General features: G+C 67.9%; 15 protein-coding genes. 5 read left to right on the forward strand and 10 right to left on the reverse strand.

The genetic code is table 11. From position 1 onward, the window contains the following. The first annotated feature begins 25 nt into the window (after positions 1 to 25). Positions 26 to 1948: an AMP-binding protein gene (locus tag NQK35_RS04485; protein ID WP_009211790.1), complete on the forward strand. Its 1923-nt coding sequence runs from the start codon at positions 26 to 28 to the stop codon at positions 1946 to 1948. A gap of 39 nt (positions 1949 to 1987) precedes the next feature. On the opposite strand, the gene nrdR is transcribed toward NQK35_RS04485, so the two are convergent. Together nrdR and NQK35_RS04495 are read right to left on the reverse strand one after the other, a co-directional pair. Beyond that, the gene (gene nrdR, locus NQK35_RS04490) at positions 1988 to 2566 is read right to left on the reverse strand and encodes a transcriptional regulator NrdR (RefSeq protein WP_034230840.1); all 579 of its coding nucleotides are present in this window, start codon (positions 2564 to 2566) and stop codon (positions 1988 to 1990) included. Between the two features lie 50 nt (positions 2567 to 2616). Then, positions 2617 to 3081, reverse strand: coding sequence for a LysM peptidoglycan-binding domain-containing protein (locus NQK35_RS04495; protein WP_257114671.1), 465 nt, complete (start codon positions 3079 to 3081; stop codon positions 2617 to 2619). A gap of 190 nt (positions 3082 to 3271) precedes the next feature. On the opposite strand from NQK35_RS04495, the gene lexA reads away from it, so the two are divergent. Beyond that, positions 3272 to 3952: a transcriptional repressor LexA gene (gene lexA, locus NQK35_RS04500; protein WP_257114672.1), complete on the forward strand. Its 681-nt coding sequence runs from the start codon at positions 3272 to 3274 to the stop codon at positions 3950 to 3952. Between the two features lie 59 nt (positions 3953 to 4011). Here lexA and NQK35_RS04505 read toward each other — a convergent pair whose 3' ends face one another. From NQK35_RS04505 to hflX, 3 genes are all read right to left on the reverse strand, one after another. Continuing rightward, complete coding sequence (locus NQK35_RS04505; RefSeq protein WP_009211794.1) at positions 4012 to 5001, reverse strand: L-lactate dehydrogenase; 990 nt, start codon at positions 4999 to 5001, stop codon at positions 4012 to 4014. A gap of 100 nt (positions 5002 to 5101) precedes the next feature. Beyond that, the gene (locus tag NQK35_RS04510; protein WP_257114673.1) at positions 5102 to 7042 is read right to left on the reverse strand and encodes an ATP-dependent DNA helicase; all 1941 of its coding nucleotides are present in this window, start codon (positions 7040 to 7042) and stop codon (positions 5102 to 5104) included. Beyond that, entirely contained in the window at positions 7039 to 8571 is a 1533-nt protein-coding gene (hflX, locus tag NQK35_RS04515; RefSeq protein ID WP_048741132.1) for a GTPase HflX, read from the reverse strand. Before hflX ends, NQK35_RS04510 begins: the two co-directional genes overlap by 4 nt. A gap of 87 nt (positions 8572 to 8658) precedes the next feature. Between hflX and NQK35_RS04520 the strand changes: the two genes are divergently transcribed. Continuing rightward, the gene (locus NQK35_RS04520) at positions 8659 to 9273 is read left to right on the forward strand and encodes a class I SAM-dependent methyltransferase (RefSeq protein ID WP_009211797.1); all 615 of its coding nucleotides are present in this window, start codon (positions 8659 to 8661) and stop codon (positions 9271 to 9273) included. 57 nt (positions 9274 to 9330) lie between these two features. On the opposite strand, the gene dapF is transcribed toward NQK35_RS04520, so the two are convergent. Then, on the reverse strand, positions 9331 to 10254 hold the full coding sequence (gene dapF, locus NQK35_RS04525; RefSeq protein WP_009211798.1) for a diaminopimelate epimerase: 924 nt from the start codon (positions 10252 to 10254) through the stop codon (positions 9331 to 9333). 48 nt (positions 10255 to 10302) lie between these two features. Continuing rightward, on the reverse strand, positions 10303 to 11292 hold the full coding sequence (miaA, locus tag NQK35_RS04530) for a tRNA (adenosine(37)-N6)-dimethylallyltransferase MiaA (RefSeq protein WP_009211799.1): 990 nt from the start codon (positions 11290 to 11292) through the stop codon (positions 10303 to 10305). A 60-nt stretch (positions 11293 to 11352) separates the two neighbouring features. On the opposite strand from miaA, the gene NQK35_RS04535 reads away from it, so the two are divergent. After that, positions 11353 to 11799, forward strand: a complete 447-nt coding sequence (locus tag NQK35_RS04535; RefSeq protein WP_009211800.1) for a histidine kinase — start codon at positions 11353 to 11355, stop codon at positions 11797 to 11799. Next, complete coding sequence (locus NQK35_RS04540; RefSeq protein WP_009211801.1) at positions 11792 to 12328, forward strand: YbjN domain-containing protein; 537 nt, start codon at positions 11792 to 11794, stop codon at positions 12326 to 12328. Before NQK35_RS04535 ends, NQK35_RS04540 begins: the two co-directional genes overlap by 8 nt. A gap of 350 nt (positions 12329 to 12678) precedes the next feature. Here NQK35_RS04540 and miaB read toward each other — a convergent pair whose 3' ends face one another. The 3 genes from miaB to NQK35_RS04555 are packed head-to-tail and all read right to left on the reverse strand — an operon-like array spanning position 12679 to position 15349. Next, complete coding sequence (miaB, locus tag NQK35_RS04545; RefSeq protein ID WP_257114674.1) at positions 12679 to 14217, reverse strand: tRNA (N6-isopentenyl adenosine(37)-C2)-methylthiotransferase MiaB; 1539 nt, start codon at positions 14215 to 14217, stop codon at positions 12679 to 12681. A 35-nt stretch (positions 14218 to 14252) separates the two neighbouring features. Further along, positions 14253 to 14723 (reverse strand): CinA family protein, encoded by a 471-nt coding sequence (locus tag NQK35_RS04550; RefSeq protein ID WP_257114763.1) that lies wholly within the window; start codon positions 14721 to 14723, stop codon positions 14253 to 14255. A gap of 2 nt (positions 14724 to 14725) precedes the next feature. Continuing rightward, the gene (locus tag NQK35_RS04555; RefSeq protein ID WP_257114675.1) at positions 14726 to 15349 is read right to left on the reverse strand and encodes a regulatory protein RecX; all 624 of its coding nucleotides are present in this window, start codon (positions 15347 to 15349) and stop codon (positions 14726 to 14728) included. Position 15350: the final 1 nt, after the last annotated feature.

Below are 15350 nucleotides of genomic sequence, written 5' to 3' on the forward strand. Positions count from 1 at the left end.
GGTCATTGCTGCCGAAGGAGAACAGATGGAGCTCACGTCGTCGCTGCGCGCCCTGTACGCGCCCGGTGTTGCGTACGAGATCGCGACCCCGGACCGCACCATACCGGACATGGTCGCCGAGGTTGCCGCCCGCTACCCGAGCCGCGCCGCGATCGACTTCTTCGCCCGCCCGCTCACCTACTCTCAGCTAGTCGCGGACATGCGCAGGTGCGCCGGGGCGCTCCGCCAGGCGGGGGTCCGCCCCGGCGACCGAGTCGCCCTAGTAATCCCGAACTGCCCGCAGCACGCGGTCGCCGTGCTCGGCACGATGCTCCTCGGAGCCATCGTGGTGGAACACAATCCCTTGGCACCGGCGGAGGAACTGCGAGGGGAGTACGGCAGGCACGGGGCGCGCGTCACGATCGCCTGGTCGAAGTCCCTCGACAAGCTCACCTTTCTCGGCAGGGGGCACACGACCTTTGCGCTGGATCTGACGACGGCTCTGCCCGCGGCCTCGCGTTGGGCCTTGCGCCTGCCGCTCAAGGCGGCCCGTGAGAAGCGCGACATGCTCTCGAGCCCGCACCCGCGGTGGGTGCGTTCCTGGGCCCGCGCCCTGCGCGAGGCCACCCCGTGGGAGGGTTCTTGCCCCGCCGCCGTCGGCGACGTCGCGCTCCTCATCCACACGGGAGGAACGACCGGCGTGCCTAAGGCCGCCGCACTCACGCATGCGAATCTGATGGCCAACGTCGAAGAATCCATCGCATGGGTGCCCGTCCTGCACGAGGGCGCCGAGGTGTTCTACTGCATCCTGCCTCTCTTCCACGCCTTTGGTTTCACGATCGGATTCCTCGCAGGCCTGCGTTTGGGGGCAACGATCGCGATGTTCCCAAAGTTCGACACGGCGATGGTTCTCACCGCCCAGCGACGCCTGCCCTGCACCTTCTTCCTCGGCGTTCCCCCCATGTACGAGCGGCTGCTCGCTGCAGCCGCAGGAGGGGAGGCCGACCTGTCCTCCATTCGTTTCTCCCTCTCGGGCGCCATGCCACTGTCGGCATCCCTGGCTGACAAGTGGGAGCAGGCCACCGGCGGGCTCATGATTGAGGGCTACGGGATGACGGAGGCCTCCCCGATCCTCCTGGGGTCGCCCCTGGCCTCCTCTCGAGCGCGGGGCGCGCTGGGGATCCCCTACCCGTCGACCCAGGTCCGCATCGTCGACCCCGAGCATCCCGACCAGGACGTGGCGCTCGGCGAGGTCGGCGAGCTCATCGCTCGAGGGCCTCAGGTGTTCTCCGGCTATTGGAACCAGGAGGAGGAGACGTCCGAGGCGTTCACCTCCGATGGATGGCTGCGCACGGGCGACCTGGTCCAGGTGCGCGACGGGTTCATCTACATGGCCGACCGCCGCAAGGAGATGATCAACTCCTCGGGGTTCAATGTCTACCCCTCTCAGGTCGAGGATGCGGTGCGCTCCATGCCGGGCGTGCGTGACGTCGCGGCGATCGGGGTTCCCGCCGGTGAATCCGGTGAGGACGTCGTGGCCGCCATCGTCTTGGAAGCGGGAGCGTCCGTGACCCTGTCGGATCTGCGCACGTGGGCAGAGAAGTCGCTGGCGCACTACGCGTTGCCCCGCCAGATCGTCGTCATGAGCGAGCTGCCCCGTTCTCAGCTGGGCAAGGTCATGCGCAAGAAGGTCCGCGAGCAGATCATGGGAGCACAGGCGGCGGCCTCGGATGCGGCCGCCGGAGCGCGCGAGGCCGTGGCTGGGGCCCGCGAGTCCGTCTCCGAGGCCGTGGCCGACGCGCGCGAGTCGCTGTCCGAGGCCGTAGCAGGGGCCCGGGAGTCTCTGTCGGAGGCTGTGGCCGGCGCCCGCGAGGCAGCGTCGGGAGCGTCTGCGGAAGCGGGGGCAGCGGTGCGCCGCTTCACCTCGCGCGTCAACGAGCGTCAACCGGGCAGCGAGGAGCGCCCCTAGCGGCGCCTCCGGGCACGCCGCTTCTTCGCGTGCACGGGCTTACTCGTCGCCCAGGAGGGTGGGAGCGTTCGCGGTGCGCTTGCGCGCTGCGCGGGCTTTGCGCGGCTTTTTCGCGGGCTGCGACGGCGAGGCGGGGGCCCCGTCCGAGACCGTCTGTTTCCGTGCGCCGCCAGTCGACCGCTCCCGCAACGCTTGGATCGCTTCGTCGAAGTCTTCGAGGGTGTCGAAGGCTTGGTAGACGGAGGCGAAGCGCAGATAGGCGATGACGTCGAGATCGCGCAGAAACGGCAGGATAGCCTTGCCGACCTCGTTGGTTGACACATTGGATACGCCCGTGGATCGCAGCTGTTCCTCAACCTGCTGGGCGAGGATGGCGAGTTGGTCATCCGACACGGGACGACCTTGGCAGGCCTTCTTCACTCCGGAAACAACCTTGTTCCGGGAAAAAGACTCGACCACACCCGAGCGTTTGACGACCTGAAAGGACGAGGTTTCGAGCGTCGTAAAGCGCTTCTTGCAGTGCGTGCACTCGCGACGACGCCGAATCGACGCGCCGTCGTCCGCGATGCGTGTATCCACGACGCGCGAGTCCGGGTTATGGCAAAACGGGCAGTGCACCCCTCAACGGTACACGCTCACCCCGCGCCCTGTCAGTGCCACAAAGGCTCCTAGCGGATGGGGACGACTACGCGTTGACCGGGCTGGAGCGCACCGCGCACATCATTCAGTCGCTCGATGTCGGCGACGACCTCCTCGAGGGGGCGTTCAGTATTGACGCCCTGGGCCAGCGACCACACCGAGTCTCCGCTGACGACAGACTTCGTGACCGTCGGACCGTCGTAGGCGCTCGGCTGAAGAGCCACACCGAGCGCCCCGGCGCCCACCGTCAGGGCGAGCGTGGTGATTGCTCCCATTACCAGGCCTCGCCGCGAGGAAAGCTCCCTCCGCCTGGGGGCGACGGGAACGCGAAGGAAGGAGGGATCATCGCCGCGCTGCGCCGAGAGTCGGCGCCGGGCCGAGGGCGCGGAGGAAATGTCACGAACCGTCGCCAGGGGGGAGTCCTCCACGGCACGCAGCGGCGAGCGGCGCGCTGGGAAGGAGACGGCGTGCTTCGAAGCGAAGGGAACACTCATGAGGAACCTCCAAGACAACTCAATCGAACATCTGTTCGTCGAACACGTGTACGATAGCATGTGTAGAACCCAATGTCGAGACCCGCTCGAACATGTGTTTCATGACCGGCAGATCTCGTCATATCCTTGACGCATCCAGTGGACTCCACTGCATGCACATCTGCGTCCGCCTCGAGACCAAGGAGAGCCCATGACAGAGCGTCCTATCAGCGATCGACACCGCGCCATCCTGCGCGTCATCAACGAAAAGCTCAGCTCCAACGGCTTTCCCCCCTCTGTGCGCGAGATCGCATCTGCCGTCGGGTTGGCCTCACCTTCGACCGTCAAGCACCACCTCGACGCCCTCGAGGCGGAGGGGTACCTGGTGCGCGAGCCGGGGTTGCCCCGCGCCCTCGATCTGACTCAGCGCGCAGGCGAAGAGCTCGGCATCACCGGCTCCGCGCCTGTGTCGAGCGGCGTTGTTCGCATCGAGGTCCCGATCTCGCACGTGGAGGAGGAGGGTACGCCAATCCCCCTCGTGGGGCGCATCGCGGCCGGCACACCGATCACGGCCGAACAGCACGTCGAGGATGTCTTCCGCCTGCCGACGTCCATGACCGGACACGGGGATCTCTTCATGCTCGAGGTCAGCGGCGATTCCATGGTCGATGCGGGCATCTTTGATGGAGACTACGTTGTCATCCGCTCGCAGAACGAGGCGCGCAACGGCGAGTACGTCGCGGCGATGATCGACGGGGAGGCCACGGTCAAGGAGCTCTCCGTCACGGGCGGGCACGTCTGGTTGCTTCCGCACAACCGGGACTACTCCCCTATCCCGGGCGACGAGGCCACCATCCTCGGCAAGGTCGTCACCGTCATTCGCTCGCTCTAGGCCAATGGTGTGGCGCCGCCCCCGAGGGGGCGGCGCCACACCATGAGGAGAATCCGCCGTCAGAAGCCGAGGTCACGAGCGACCTGGCGCAGTCGCTCGGCAGACGCGGTCAGTCCGTCACGCTCGTTGAGGGTCAGCGGCGGGTTGAGCACACGCCCGGCGCCGTCGCGCCCAACGATCGTTGGCGCCGCCATGACGACATCGGAGATGCCCTCCCAGTCCTCGAGCAGCGTTGAGATCGTCAGGACGCGCTGCTCGTCTCGCAGGACAGCACCCGCGATCTTCGAGGCGGCCAGGCCGATCGCGTAGTTCGTGGCCCCCTTACCCTCGATAATCTTGTAGGCGCTCTGCACAACTTCCTGCGCGATCGAGGCACGCAGCGCGGAATCGAACACTCCGCCGCTGAGGGTCGGTCCCCACTGCGAAAGGGGAACGTTGCCGATCTCCGCGCTGGACCACAGGGCCACCTCGGAGTCGCCGTGCTCGCCCGCGATGTAGGCGTGAATATTCTGAGTGGCCACGCCCGTCTCACGCGAGACGAGGTAACGAAGCCGGGAGGTATCAAGCACCGTGCCCGATCCGAAGACCTGGTTGCGGGGCAGCCCAGTGATCTTCAGCGCAGCGTAGGTCACGACGTCAACGGGGTTCGTGATGAACATGAAGCGCGCGTCGGGAGCGACTTTTTGCAGGTTCGGAACGATCTTCTTCATCAGGTTCACCGTCGAACCGGCAAGCTCGAGGCGGGATTGTCCGGGCTGCTGCTTAGCTCCGGCGGTCACGATGATCAGGTCAGATCCGGCGACGATCTCCACGTCGTCGGATCCTTCAATCGATCCGGCCGGAGTGAACTGGATACCGTGGGCCATGTCGAGGGCCTCGGCCTCAACCTTGGCCTTGTTGATATCCTGCAGGACGATTGAACGGGCATCGCCACGCATTGCACACGCATAGGCGACTGCCGTGCCAACGGCGCCGGCGCCGATGATGGCAATCTTGGAGGGTCGTCCGGAGGACTTTGCCGGGTACAGGGTCTGCGCTTGATTTTCCACGAGTGTCTCCTAGAGTCTGCGGGCATTTCTATTGTCGCAGATAGTGCCCCGGGCGCGACCGTAATCTGCACGACGTTTTACTCCGGCCGGCCTCCCGCATCTATTCCTTCCGGGAAGCGGCGAGCCGCCGCAGGGCACCACGCACAACCTGCGGGTCGGTGGTCGGCCACATGGGTGGCAGGGAACGCATGATGAAGCCGCCGTAGCGCTTTGTCGCAACGCGCGGATCCAGGATCGCCACGACCCCACGGTCCTCGTTCGAGCGCAGCAACCGTCCCGTCCCCTGCGCCATCATGAGCGCCGCATGGGTGAGCGACACGGACATGAAACCGTTGCCACCCCGGCGCTCGACGTCCATGGAGCGCGCCTTGGCGACAGGATCATCGGGGCGCGGGAAAGGAATCTTGTCGATGACGACCAGGCGACAGGCATCCCCCACCACGTCGACGCCCTGCCACAGTGAGATGGTACCCACCAGGCACGAGTCGCGTTCGTCGCGGAAGCGTTGAATCAGCTGAGCGAGAGTCTCCTCCCCCTGCAGGTAGACTCTCAGGTCCGTGCGTTCTCGCAGGGCCTGAGCGCCCGCGATGGCGCCGCGCCGCGACGCGAAGAGCGCAAGCACTCCCCCCGCCGACGCGCGGGCGAGATCGACGAGTTCGTCGAGCAGCTGATCGGAGGGACCCTCGCGCCCCGGGGGCGGCAGGTGGGTTGCCACGTACCGGATCCCCTGTTGGGCGTGGTCAAAGGGGGACCCCACGTCAATGCCGTGCCACGGCACCCCCGACACCGCCATCCCCGCCTGGGCGGCAATATACTCAAAGCTCCCTCCCAGTGCCAGAGTCGCCGACGTCAGTATCGCGGGGCGCTGGCCAATTCCGACGCCGCCGATGGCGCCCGACACGTCGAGCGGCCCCACCGTCAGGCGCGCGTTCTCGGACTCATCCTTCGTGATGTAGGCAATCGAGCGGTCGGGGTCGCGTCCCCATTCGTCGATGGCTCCGATCAGTTCGTCAACCGCCGCGCGCGCCAGCGCCTTGGCGGCCGGCTCCCCCTGCGCGTCTGAGACCTCGTGGCTTGCGCGCCGGGCGGCCCCATCCAGCGCCGTCATGGCGTGCGTGAGCGCCTCGGGCCGATACTCCAGCAGGCCCTCGGGCAGGGGGGCAAGGGCAGCCCCGAGGCCTACCCCAGCCTCGTCGAGGTCCGCCGAATCCACCGACAGGTTGGAGCGGAGGGAACGGGCCACGCGGCTCACGCGTGCCACCGTCAGGTCGGCGGCTGCCTGGGATCGCACGCGATCGGCCAGCTCGTGGGCTTCGTCGACGACGACGGCGTCATAGTCTCCGAAGAGCTCGCCCTCCGTGCACGCGTTGATGCCGAAGAGGGAGTGGTTGGTGACGACCACATCCGCCTCGGTGGCCTGCGTGCGCGCCGCCTGAGCGAAGCACTCGTCAATGAGCGGGCAATGCTTGCCCAGGCACTCGGGCTTGGTCACCGACGCGTGGTGCCACGCGCGGTCGGAAACACCGGGCGTCAGATCGTCGCGATCCCCGCTTTCCGTCTCGCCGATCCACTCGCGGATGCGCATAATCTCGCCGCCGAGCTGTCCCGTCGGCCCCGCCTCCAGGTCTCGGCCCTCGAAGAGCGTCCCCTCGGCCGGATACCCTCCGTCGAGCTTGTGCATGCACGCGTAGTTCTGCCAGCCTTTGAGGACCGCGACCTTCAGCCGCACACCCGTCACCGACGCGACCGCGTCGATCGCCACGGGCGCATCCTTGACGAGAATCTGGCGCTGCAACGCAAGGGTCGCCGTCGACACGACGCCCCTGACCCCGCGCGTCGCGCAGTGCGTCAGCAGAGGCACGAGGTATCCGAGCGACTTGCCGGTCCCGGTGCCGGCCTGGACAAGCAGGTGCGTGCGATCCTCCAGGGCGGCCGCCCCTTCGGAGACCATCGATGCCTGTCCCTCGCGGGTGACCCCGCCCATCGCGGCGACGGCGGCATCGAGGACTCGCCCCGACGCCTCGACCAGGTTGTCGCTCACGCGCCGGTCACCGCCGTGCCGGCGACGGTTCCGCGCACCGCCTCACGCGCGACGACGGCCGCCAGTGCTGCATCGACGCGTGCGACGATCCGAGTACCGGCCTCCACGTACTCCTCCCGTTCCACCTCTCCTTCCTCGTGGATCCGATGCACGAGGGAGCCAGCCGAGTAAGGCAGGACAGCGTCAACGCAGACCCGCGGGCGCGGCAGCATGTCTTCCACGGCGGCGCGCAGCGCGTCCACGCCCCATCCGGTGCGCGCGCTCAGGGCCACCGCCCCGGGAAACACGGTGCGCAGAAGCGCGATCTGCTCGGGGGAGGCAAGGTCCGCTTTGTTCAGGGCGATCAACTCGGGAATGTCGCGGGCGCCCTCGATCGTGTCGATGACGGAGCGAACGGCCTGAACCTGAGACACCGGATCAGGGTGGGCGGCGTCCACGACGTGGACGATGAGATCCGCCTGCCCCACCTCTTCCAGGGTCGAGCGGAAAGCCTCCACCAGCTGGGTCGGCAGGTTTCGCACGAATCCGACGGTGTCCGTCAGCGTGTACTCGCGCCCGTCGGCCGCGCGCGCCCGGCGCACGGTGGGGTCCAGGGTCGCAAAGAGCGCATCCTGGACGAGCACGCCCGCGTCCGTCAGGCGGTTGAGCAGCGTCGATTTGCCCGCGTTGGTGTACCCGGCGATGGCCACCGAGGGCACCGCCCCCCTGCGACGAGACTGACGCTGCGTGCGCCGCGCCGGCTCCATCCGGGCGATATCCGCTTTCAGCTTCGCCATGCGCGTGCGGATACGACGCCGATCCAGCTCGATCTTCGTTTCGCCGGGTCCGCGCGACCCGATGCCCGCTCCCCCGGCGACGCGTCCGCCGGCCTGGCGGGACATGGACTCGCCCCATCCGCGCAGTCGCGGCAACAGGTACTCAAGCTGGGCGAGTTCCACCTGGGCTTTGCCCTCACGCGACTTGGCATGCTGGGCAAAAATATCGAGGATGAGAGCGGTGCGGTCCACGACCTTGGCATCCACGACGTCTTCAAGGCCTCGGCGCTGGGAGGGTGCTAGCTCCTCGTCGACGATGACGGTGTCGGCCTCCACGGCGCGAACGATCTCGGCGAGCTCACGCGCCTTTCCGGACCCCAAGTAGGTCGCCGGGTCGGGCTTGGAACGGCGCTGAATGATGCCGTCGAGAACCCTGGAACCGGCCGTCTCGGCAAGCGCGGCGAGCTCCCGTAACGAGTTCTCCGCCTCCTCCTCGCTCTGCGTGGTGCGCAGTCCAACAAGCACGACCTTCTCGAGGCGCACCTGACGGTACTCGACCTCGGAAATGTCGTCGCGATCCGAGGCCCCCGTATCGACGCGCCGCGTCCCCGCTCTCGCCTCGCGCTCGAGTTCCCCGGCGTCCCCCGAATGGTCCTGCCCCGAGGTCGAGGCGAGCGCGGTCCCCGAACGCGCAAGGATGCGCGCGACAACATCGTTGACGCGCTGGTCGCGGCGCGCGGTCGCGTCGTCGGAGCCGTTGGGGGTCGTGTCCATATCCGTCCTTCTCATGGGGGGGATTCCAGTGTCGCACGGACGGTCCTCATCTGCGCCGTCGCACGCGCCCGCGATAGGCTGAGTGCCGTGGACGATCAGTATTTCACCGACTCCTCCCCCGCACGCGGCGACGAGACTCGCCTCCTTGAGGTCAGCGCCCGCGGCTTCACGCTGTCGATGCGTGTCTCCTCTCGCGTGTTTTCTGCCTCCAAGCTGGACACCGGCACGCGCCAGCTCCTTGAGGTTGCCCCGGACCTGCCCCCTCGTGGAGCGCTCCTGGACCTGGGGTGCGGGTGGGGGCCCCTAGCGACCGTCATGTCGCTGGAGGCTCCCCGCTGCGAGGTGTGGGCGGTGGACGTCAACTCGCGGGCGGTCGACCTGACGGCCCGAAACGCGGCTGCCAACGGAGCGAGCGGCGTGCGCGCGCTCAAGGCCTGCGAAGCGCTCGCCGAGTCTGTGCGCTCAGCAACCTTCTTCGACGTCATCTGGTCCAATCCCCCCGTGCGTATCGGCAAGGAAGCGATGCACGAGATGCTCTCGCAGTGGTTGGGGCGCCTGGCGCCCGAGGGGTTCGCGTACCTGGTGGTCCAGCGTCATCTCGGGGCGGACTCGCTGATCGCGTGGCTCAACGATCAGGGTTTGGCGGCGCGCAAGTACGCGTCGAAGAAGGGCTACCGCATCATCGAGGTGCGCCGAGGCTGAGGGGCAGCTCCTCCTCCCCCGCTCCCGGAGGCGGGCACGCCGGAGTTGCCCGGGCGATCACGCAAGCCGAATGTCGGCGACGCGCATCGCGGGACCGGTGAGCAGCACGGACGCGTTCGTCACGCGCGGCGTACCCCCCGACCAGTCAATGACTCCGTCCAGCCCCACGCTCACCCTTCCTCCGGGGACATCGACGACCCATTGGGTGGGGGCCGTCGCTCCGCGCCGCAACGCCGTTGCCAGGGCGGCCGCGCAGCAGCCGGTTCCGCAGGCCTGGGTTTCGCCCACGCCCCTCTCGAGGACCCGCATCGCGATGTGGCCCAGCGACGAGCCGGGCGTGGTCAGGTCAACGACGAGTTCGAGGTTCGTGCCCGAGGCTGGCTCGGGAGCGTAGGAGGGGCGCTGGCCCGGGGCAAGGCGCGACACGTCGATCGTCGGAAGAGTGACGCCGCGCAGGGTCTCCTCGTCGGCCAGTTCGACGACCGTATGGGGGTTCGGCATGTCCACCCACAGGCCCCCCAGGACGCCGTCGACGCCGGGGATCCGCACCTCGATCGTCTCGCTGGCGGGGGAAGCTGCCGCGCCCATGTCGACGCGGTAGTGGGCTCCGTGCCCGCCATCTTCCTCCAGCGGGGTGACCCGTTTGATTCCGCCGCGCGTGACCACGTCCAGCGTCGCGCCGAGCGGCAGGTCCACGAGGCCCTCCCTCCTCAGGTGATCGACGAACACGCGCACGCCGTTGCCGCACATCTCGGCCTTGGATCCATCGGCGTTGCGATAGTCCATGAACCAACTCCCGTCGCGTTGAACCGCGCGGATGAAGCCGTCGGCGCCGATGCCGAAAGCCGGCGAACACAGGGTCGCCACCTCAGCCTCGCTGGGGTCGTACTGGTCGAATTGATCGGTCGCGACGACGAAGGAGTTGCCCGCGCCGTGGGCCTTGAAGACGCGCGCGTGACGGGGAAGCTGGGGAAACACCATGACCTCACCGTAGCGCCCTCGCGCTCTACCGCGCAGGAGCGAACCGCGTTAGGCGCGTCGTGGCGTCCGATCCGCCTGCGCGCGCATCAGGTCCACCGCCCGCGCGGCCACGGCGTCCTCCCCGCCCAGCTCCTCCACGTCCAGCCAGTGGACGCGAGGGTCGGGGCGCAGCCACTTCAACTGACGCCTGGCCAGCTGACGCGTCGCTCGCGCGATCGACTCCTCGGCTTCCTCCTCGCTCATCTGGCCATCGATGACGGCCAGCGCCTGCGAGTACCCGGTCGCACGGGACGCGGTCTTTGCCTCGCGCAGCCCCTCATCGATGAGGGAGCGGACCTCCTCGATGAGGCCGGCGCGCATCATCGCCCGCGTGCGCACCCCGATGCGTTTGTCCAGAGACTCCAGCGGGCGGCGCAGCGCGACCATGATCGCAGGCGAGAAAAACTCGTGGCGCGGCATGGAAGCCGAATAGGGGCGTCCCGTGACCTCGATGACCTCGAGCGCACGCACGATGCGACGCTCGTTTCGCGGGTCGATCCTAGTCGCGGAGATCGGGTCGAGGGAGGCGAGGCGCTCGTGCAGGCTGCGGACTCCGCCGGGGCCCTCGGCCTGACGCTGCAGGCGGGCGCGCACGTGAGGATCGGTGCCGGGAAAGTCGATAACGTCCAGGAGGGCGCGCTGGTAGAGTCCCGATCCTCCGGCGACCACCGCCACGCCGCCGCGCTCGTGAATATCGGCGACGTCGGCTCGCGCGTGCTTCTGGTAGGCGGCGACGGAGGCTTCGTCGCGGACGCTGAGCACGTCGATCTGGTGGTGGCGAATCCCGCGGCGCTCGCTCACGGGAGTCTTCGCGGTTCCCACGTCCATTCCCCGGTACAGCTGCAGCGCGTCAGCGGACACGATCTCCCCGTGGCCCGGCGCGCCGAGCACGTCGGGAAGCACGAGGGCCAGCTCGAGGGCGAGATCCGATTTGCCCGATGCAGTGGGTCCCACGACCGCACAGAGCACGTCAGAGGCGCGATTGACCGAAGACTCCATGAGAACCAGTGTACGGGCAGGTGCGCCCGATACCGCAGGACAGCGGCTAGGCTTAGGGCCATGAGTACAACAGACACGCCCCCGGTGACTCTCGACAGAGTCACCCACGCCGTCGAGGCCGCGGGCCTCATCCCCTTCGTGTCCGCCACCGGTCAGGTCGCGGCGATCCTGCCCAACCGAACCCTGCGCATCGCCGTGCCCGAAGGACACCCCGTTCAGGGGGTCGCTGAGTACCCGCGTTTCTTTGATGCCTCTCACGCCGAAGCGATCGCGTCCGCCGTTCGTCGGCTCAACGCATCAACCTACCTACCGAAGATCACTTCCGCGCCCACCGATGCGGGAACGATCGCGCTGCGTTTACAACACACCTTCAACTGGGTGGCCGGCGCCACCGACGCCCAGGTCACCGCCGAGGTTTCCCAGTTCATCATGGCATCGGTGGCCATGATGAACCAGCTTGATGTGACGTTCCCCGACCAGTGGACCAAGGAGGGCCGCGATGCCTGAGTGGAAGAGCTTTACCGTCGGCGAGGGAGGCACTGCGATGCCCGCTCCCGCCGCGCCGACTCCCGCGATGGAGCCCGACGACTTCGCGGCCAAGTGGGGCACCGAGGTCGCCGAGGTGACGATCGAGCGTATCGAGAACGTCCTGAAGGGCGACGGTTTGCCGCACGGCTCGGGCGAGTTCATCGCCGTGACCGAGCTGGAGGATGTACGCTTCCAGATCCACCGTGAGCCGGCTGACTCGCCGTGGGCGCAGATCGAGACGCGTATTGTTCCGGTCGGCGAGGGCCACACCGAGGCGTCTTTGCAGGAGGTCGCGAATCGGTGGAACACCGACCACCTGCAGCCGACCGTCTTTCCCATCGAAAACTCCGATGAGTGGGTGATGGTGGCTGCCTCGCGTTTCTTCGTGGGTGAGGGGCTGTCGGATCGACAGATTCACGCAATGCTGCGCAGGGGACTCATCATCGGGCTATCGGCAGCGCGTGAGCTGCCCGGCCTTCTCGGCCAGGATCGCACGCCCGAGGCGTGAGGGAGGGCCGTCTCCCGCCACCCGTGCCCCGCTGTCGGCTCTGAACTGCGCGCCGGGAGCGGGGCACTCTTGGTAGCGTGCGCCGACCACTTGCGACGGTGCGACGCGCGCCGCGCTAACGGCCGAGGCACCGATCGCTCGGGGGGGCTCGGATCGACCCGCACTGCCAAGAGTGCTCCCGCATGCCGATCGCCTCATCGTCGTGACGATCGCCACGAAGCTAAGGTAGCTCATGAGCACTGCATCACACGCACGTTTGGCGCTGACGTTTTCTCAGCTTCGCCGTCTCCGCCGCGCAAACGTGCACGGCCGCTGCGGCCCGTCAGGTGCGCCCACCGCTGCGAGGCGCGCTAGCGCACGGGGCCGACCCGAAGCGTTGGCATTCCCAGGGCAACCGTTGCATCGGACTCGGGCGAGGCCTGGCGAGCCTGCCACGCATCCCCCGCTCGGGTGCGCCGCACCTCGAAGAGGCCTCCGTGAGTTCCAGAGTCGGCGATGAGGTGGTGGGGTGCGCCGTAAGTCACCGTCGCCCGGATCATGTCCCCGGGGCGGGGCCGCTCACCCGCTGCCAAGCCTGCAGGCAGGGCCACGTGAACGAGGCGATTGTCCCGCGCCCGGCCCGAGATTCGATGGGTCGCCCCGTCCTTTCGCCCGTCGCCGGACGAGACGAGGACCTCCACGTCGGTTCCCACCAATGCGGCATTGTCCTGCGCGCAGATGCTCTCCTGGAGAGCCACGAGACGCTGGTAGCGTTCGAGCGCAACGCCGTCGGGAACCCGGTCCTCGCGATCCGCGGCGGGGGTGCCCGGGCGCGGAGAGTACAGGAAGGTGAAAGCTGACGTGAAACGCGCCTGCTCAACGACGTCGAGCGTGGCCTGGAAGTCCTCCTCCGTCTCTCCCGGGAATCCAACAATGATGTCGGTGGTGATCGCAGCATCCGGGATGGCGGCGCGTACGCGCTCGAGAATCCCCATGAAGCGCTCCCGCCGGTAGGATCGGCGCATCTGTCGAAGGACCGCATCGGAGCCCGACTGCAGCGGCATGTGCAGGCTGGGCATCACGGTCGGGGTGTTCGCCATCGCCTCGATCACATCGTCTGTGAACGCCGCCGGGTGCGGCGAGGTGAAGCGCACGCGTTCGATGCCATCGACTCGCCCGACGGCACGCAGAAGGTCGGCGAACGCACCGCGCTCACCGAAGCCAACGCCGTAGGAGTTGACGTTCTGCCCGAGGAGGGTCACCTCGATAGCCCCCTGGGATGCGACCGCCTCGACTTCTGCGAGGATGTCGCCGGGGCGCCGATCGCGTTCCTTGCCGCGCAGTCGGGGAACAATACAGAACGTGCACGTGTTGTTGCAGCCCACCGAGATCGATACCCACGCGGCATAGACGCTCTCGCGGTGGGTGGGAAGGGTCGACGGGAAGACCTTCAGGGATTCCTCGATCTCGACAGCCGCCTCGCTGTTATGCTCGGCTCGGCGCAGCAGAGCGGGAAGAACATCGATGTTGTGGGTTCCGAACACGGCGTCCACCCAGGGTGCCTTCTCCACGATGCCGTCACGCATCTGCTGAGCGAGGCACCCACCGACCGCGATCTGCATGCCGGGGCGCTTGCGCTTGACGGCAGCCAGCTGGCCGAGATTCCCAAAGAGGCGGGTCGCAGCGTTTTCCCGGACCGAACACGTGTTGATGACGACAACGTCCGCGCCCATGTCCCCCGCGTCGGTGGCACGCGCGGCGGCCTCGGGGACCTTCTCCACGGGAATCAAGCCCGCCTGCTCAAGCAGGCCCGCCATTCGCTCCGAGTCGTGTTCGTTCATCTGGCAGCCGAGCGTGCGCACCGCGTAGGTGCGAGGCAGCACAGCATCCTGGGGTGTCATCGTATTCATCGCCCAAAAGTCTAGTCGCCCGCCCGCGCGCAAGCTCAGTCGAGCACGTCACGTACAAGGCGCAGCGCCGCGTCGATCGCACCGCGGCGAACGGCGGCTCGATCGCCCTCCAGGCGAAGCAGCCGATGGGCGTGTCCCCCCGGATACGCGCAGGCGACGTGAACCGTGCCCGCAGGAAAGCCATCGGATGCTCCGGGTCCGGCAACGCCCGTGGTCGCCACGCCCAGGGTTGCGCCGAAGAGCGTGCGCGCGCCCTGCGCCATCTCGATGGCAACCTCCCGGTCGACCGGTCCCGTCTGCGCCAGGCGCCTCTCGGACACTCCCAAGACCGACGCCTTGGTGTCCACCGCATAGGTGCACGCTCCGCCGCGCACGACCCTGGAGGCCCCGGGAACGTCGACGAGGCGCGACACGAGGCCACCTCCGGTGAGAGACTCTGCCGTGGCTATCGTCCACCCTACACCCGCCAGCTTGTCGATGATCGCGGCCACTGCCACATCGTCCATTCTCACGGCGTGTCCCACGGCTCCTCCTGCGCCGCATCCTCGCTCTCCCACGACGCCAGCGCGCGCGACACGGCGGCCGACGCGACCGACGGAGAGTACCCCTTGCGTGCCAGCATCGAGGCCAGGCGCCGATAGGCGGTCTGACGGCTGACTCCTTGCAGTGAGCGTCGCCTGCGGGCAACCAGGTCGTCAGCCCGCGCTTCCTCGTCGTCGCGGTCGATCTGCGCGACGGCTCGCTCGATGACGTCGGCCCCCAATCCCTTGCGCGACAGCGTATCGCGCAGGGCTCGCCCGGAGGCGCCCGTCGCCGCGAAGCGTGACCGGACGAGAGCGTCCGCGTAGGCTTGATCATCCACGAGGCCGACGGCCTCCAGGCGCGCCACGACCTCCTCGGCGACCTCGGTGCGAAACCCCCGCCCCACCATCGCGGCAACCAGTTCGGCGCGCGAGCACGCTCGGGCGTCAAGCTTGCGAAGAGCCACCTCACGGGCTGCCTCAACGGCTTCGGTCCCGCTCAGGGCGGCGTTGCGTTCGCGGGCACGCGCCAGCCTCTCACCGGGGGAGGAACGAGGCGCGCGCTCCTCCCCCAGCTCCGGATGGTCCTCGGGATCCAGGTAGCGAACCACG

It is taken from the genome of Schaalia odontolytica (genome assembly GCF_024584435.1).
Lineage (GTDB): Bacteria > Actinomycetota > Actinomycetes > Actinomycetales > Actinomycetaceae > Pauljensenia.

Coding starts and splice junctions, on each gene's coding strand:
- NQK35_RS04495 (WP_257114671.1), bottom strand. CDS start 3,081: ATGAGTGTTCCCTTCGCTTCGAAGCACGCCGTCTCCTTCCCAGCGCGC.
- NQK35_RS04540 (WP_009211801.1), top strand. CDS start 11,792: ATGCCTGAGTGGAAGAGCTTTACCGTCGGCGAGGGAGGCACTGCGATG.
- miaB (WP_257114674.1), bottom strand. CDS start 14,217: ATGAATACGATGACACCCCAGGATGCTGTGCTGCCTCGCACCTACGCG.
- hflX (WP_048741132.1), bottom strand. CDS start 8,571: ATGGACACGACCCCCAACGGCTCCGACGACGCGACCGCGCGCCGCGAC.
- dapF (WP_009211798.1), bottom strand. CDS start 10,254: ATGGTGTTTCCCCAGCTTCCCCGTCACGCGCGCGTCTTCAAGGCCCAC.
- NQK35_RS04550 (WP_257114763.1), bottom strand. CDS start 14,723: ATGGACGATGTGGCAGTGGCCGCGATCATCGACAAGCTGGCGGGTGTA.
- NQK35_RS04535 (WP_009211800.1), top strand. CDS start 11,353: ATGAGTACAACAGACACGCCCCCGGTGACTCTCGACAGAGTCACCCAC.
- miaA (WP_009211799.1), bottom strand. CDS start 11,292: ATGGAGTCTTCGGTCAATCGCGCCTCTGACGTGCTCTGTGCGGTCGTG.
- lexA (WP_257114672.1), top strand. CDS start 3,272: ATGACAGAGCGTCCTATCAGCGATCGACACCGCGCCATCCTGCGCGTC.
- NQK35_RS04485 (WP_009211790.1), top strand. CDS start 26: ATGGAGCTCACGTCGTCGCTGCGCGCCCTGTACGCGCCCGGTGTTGCG.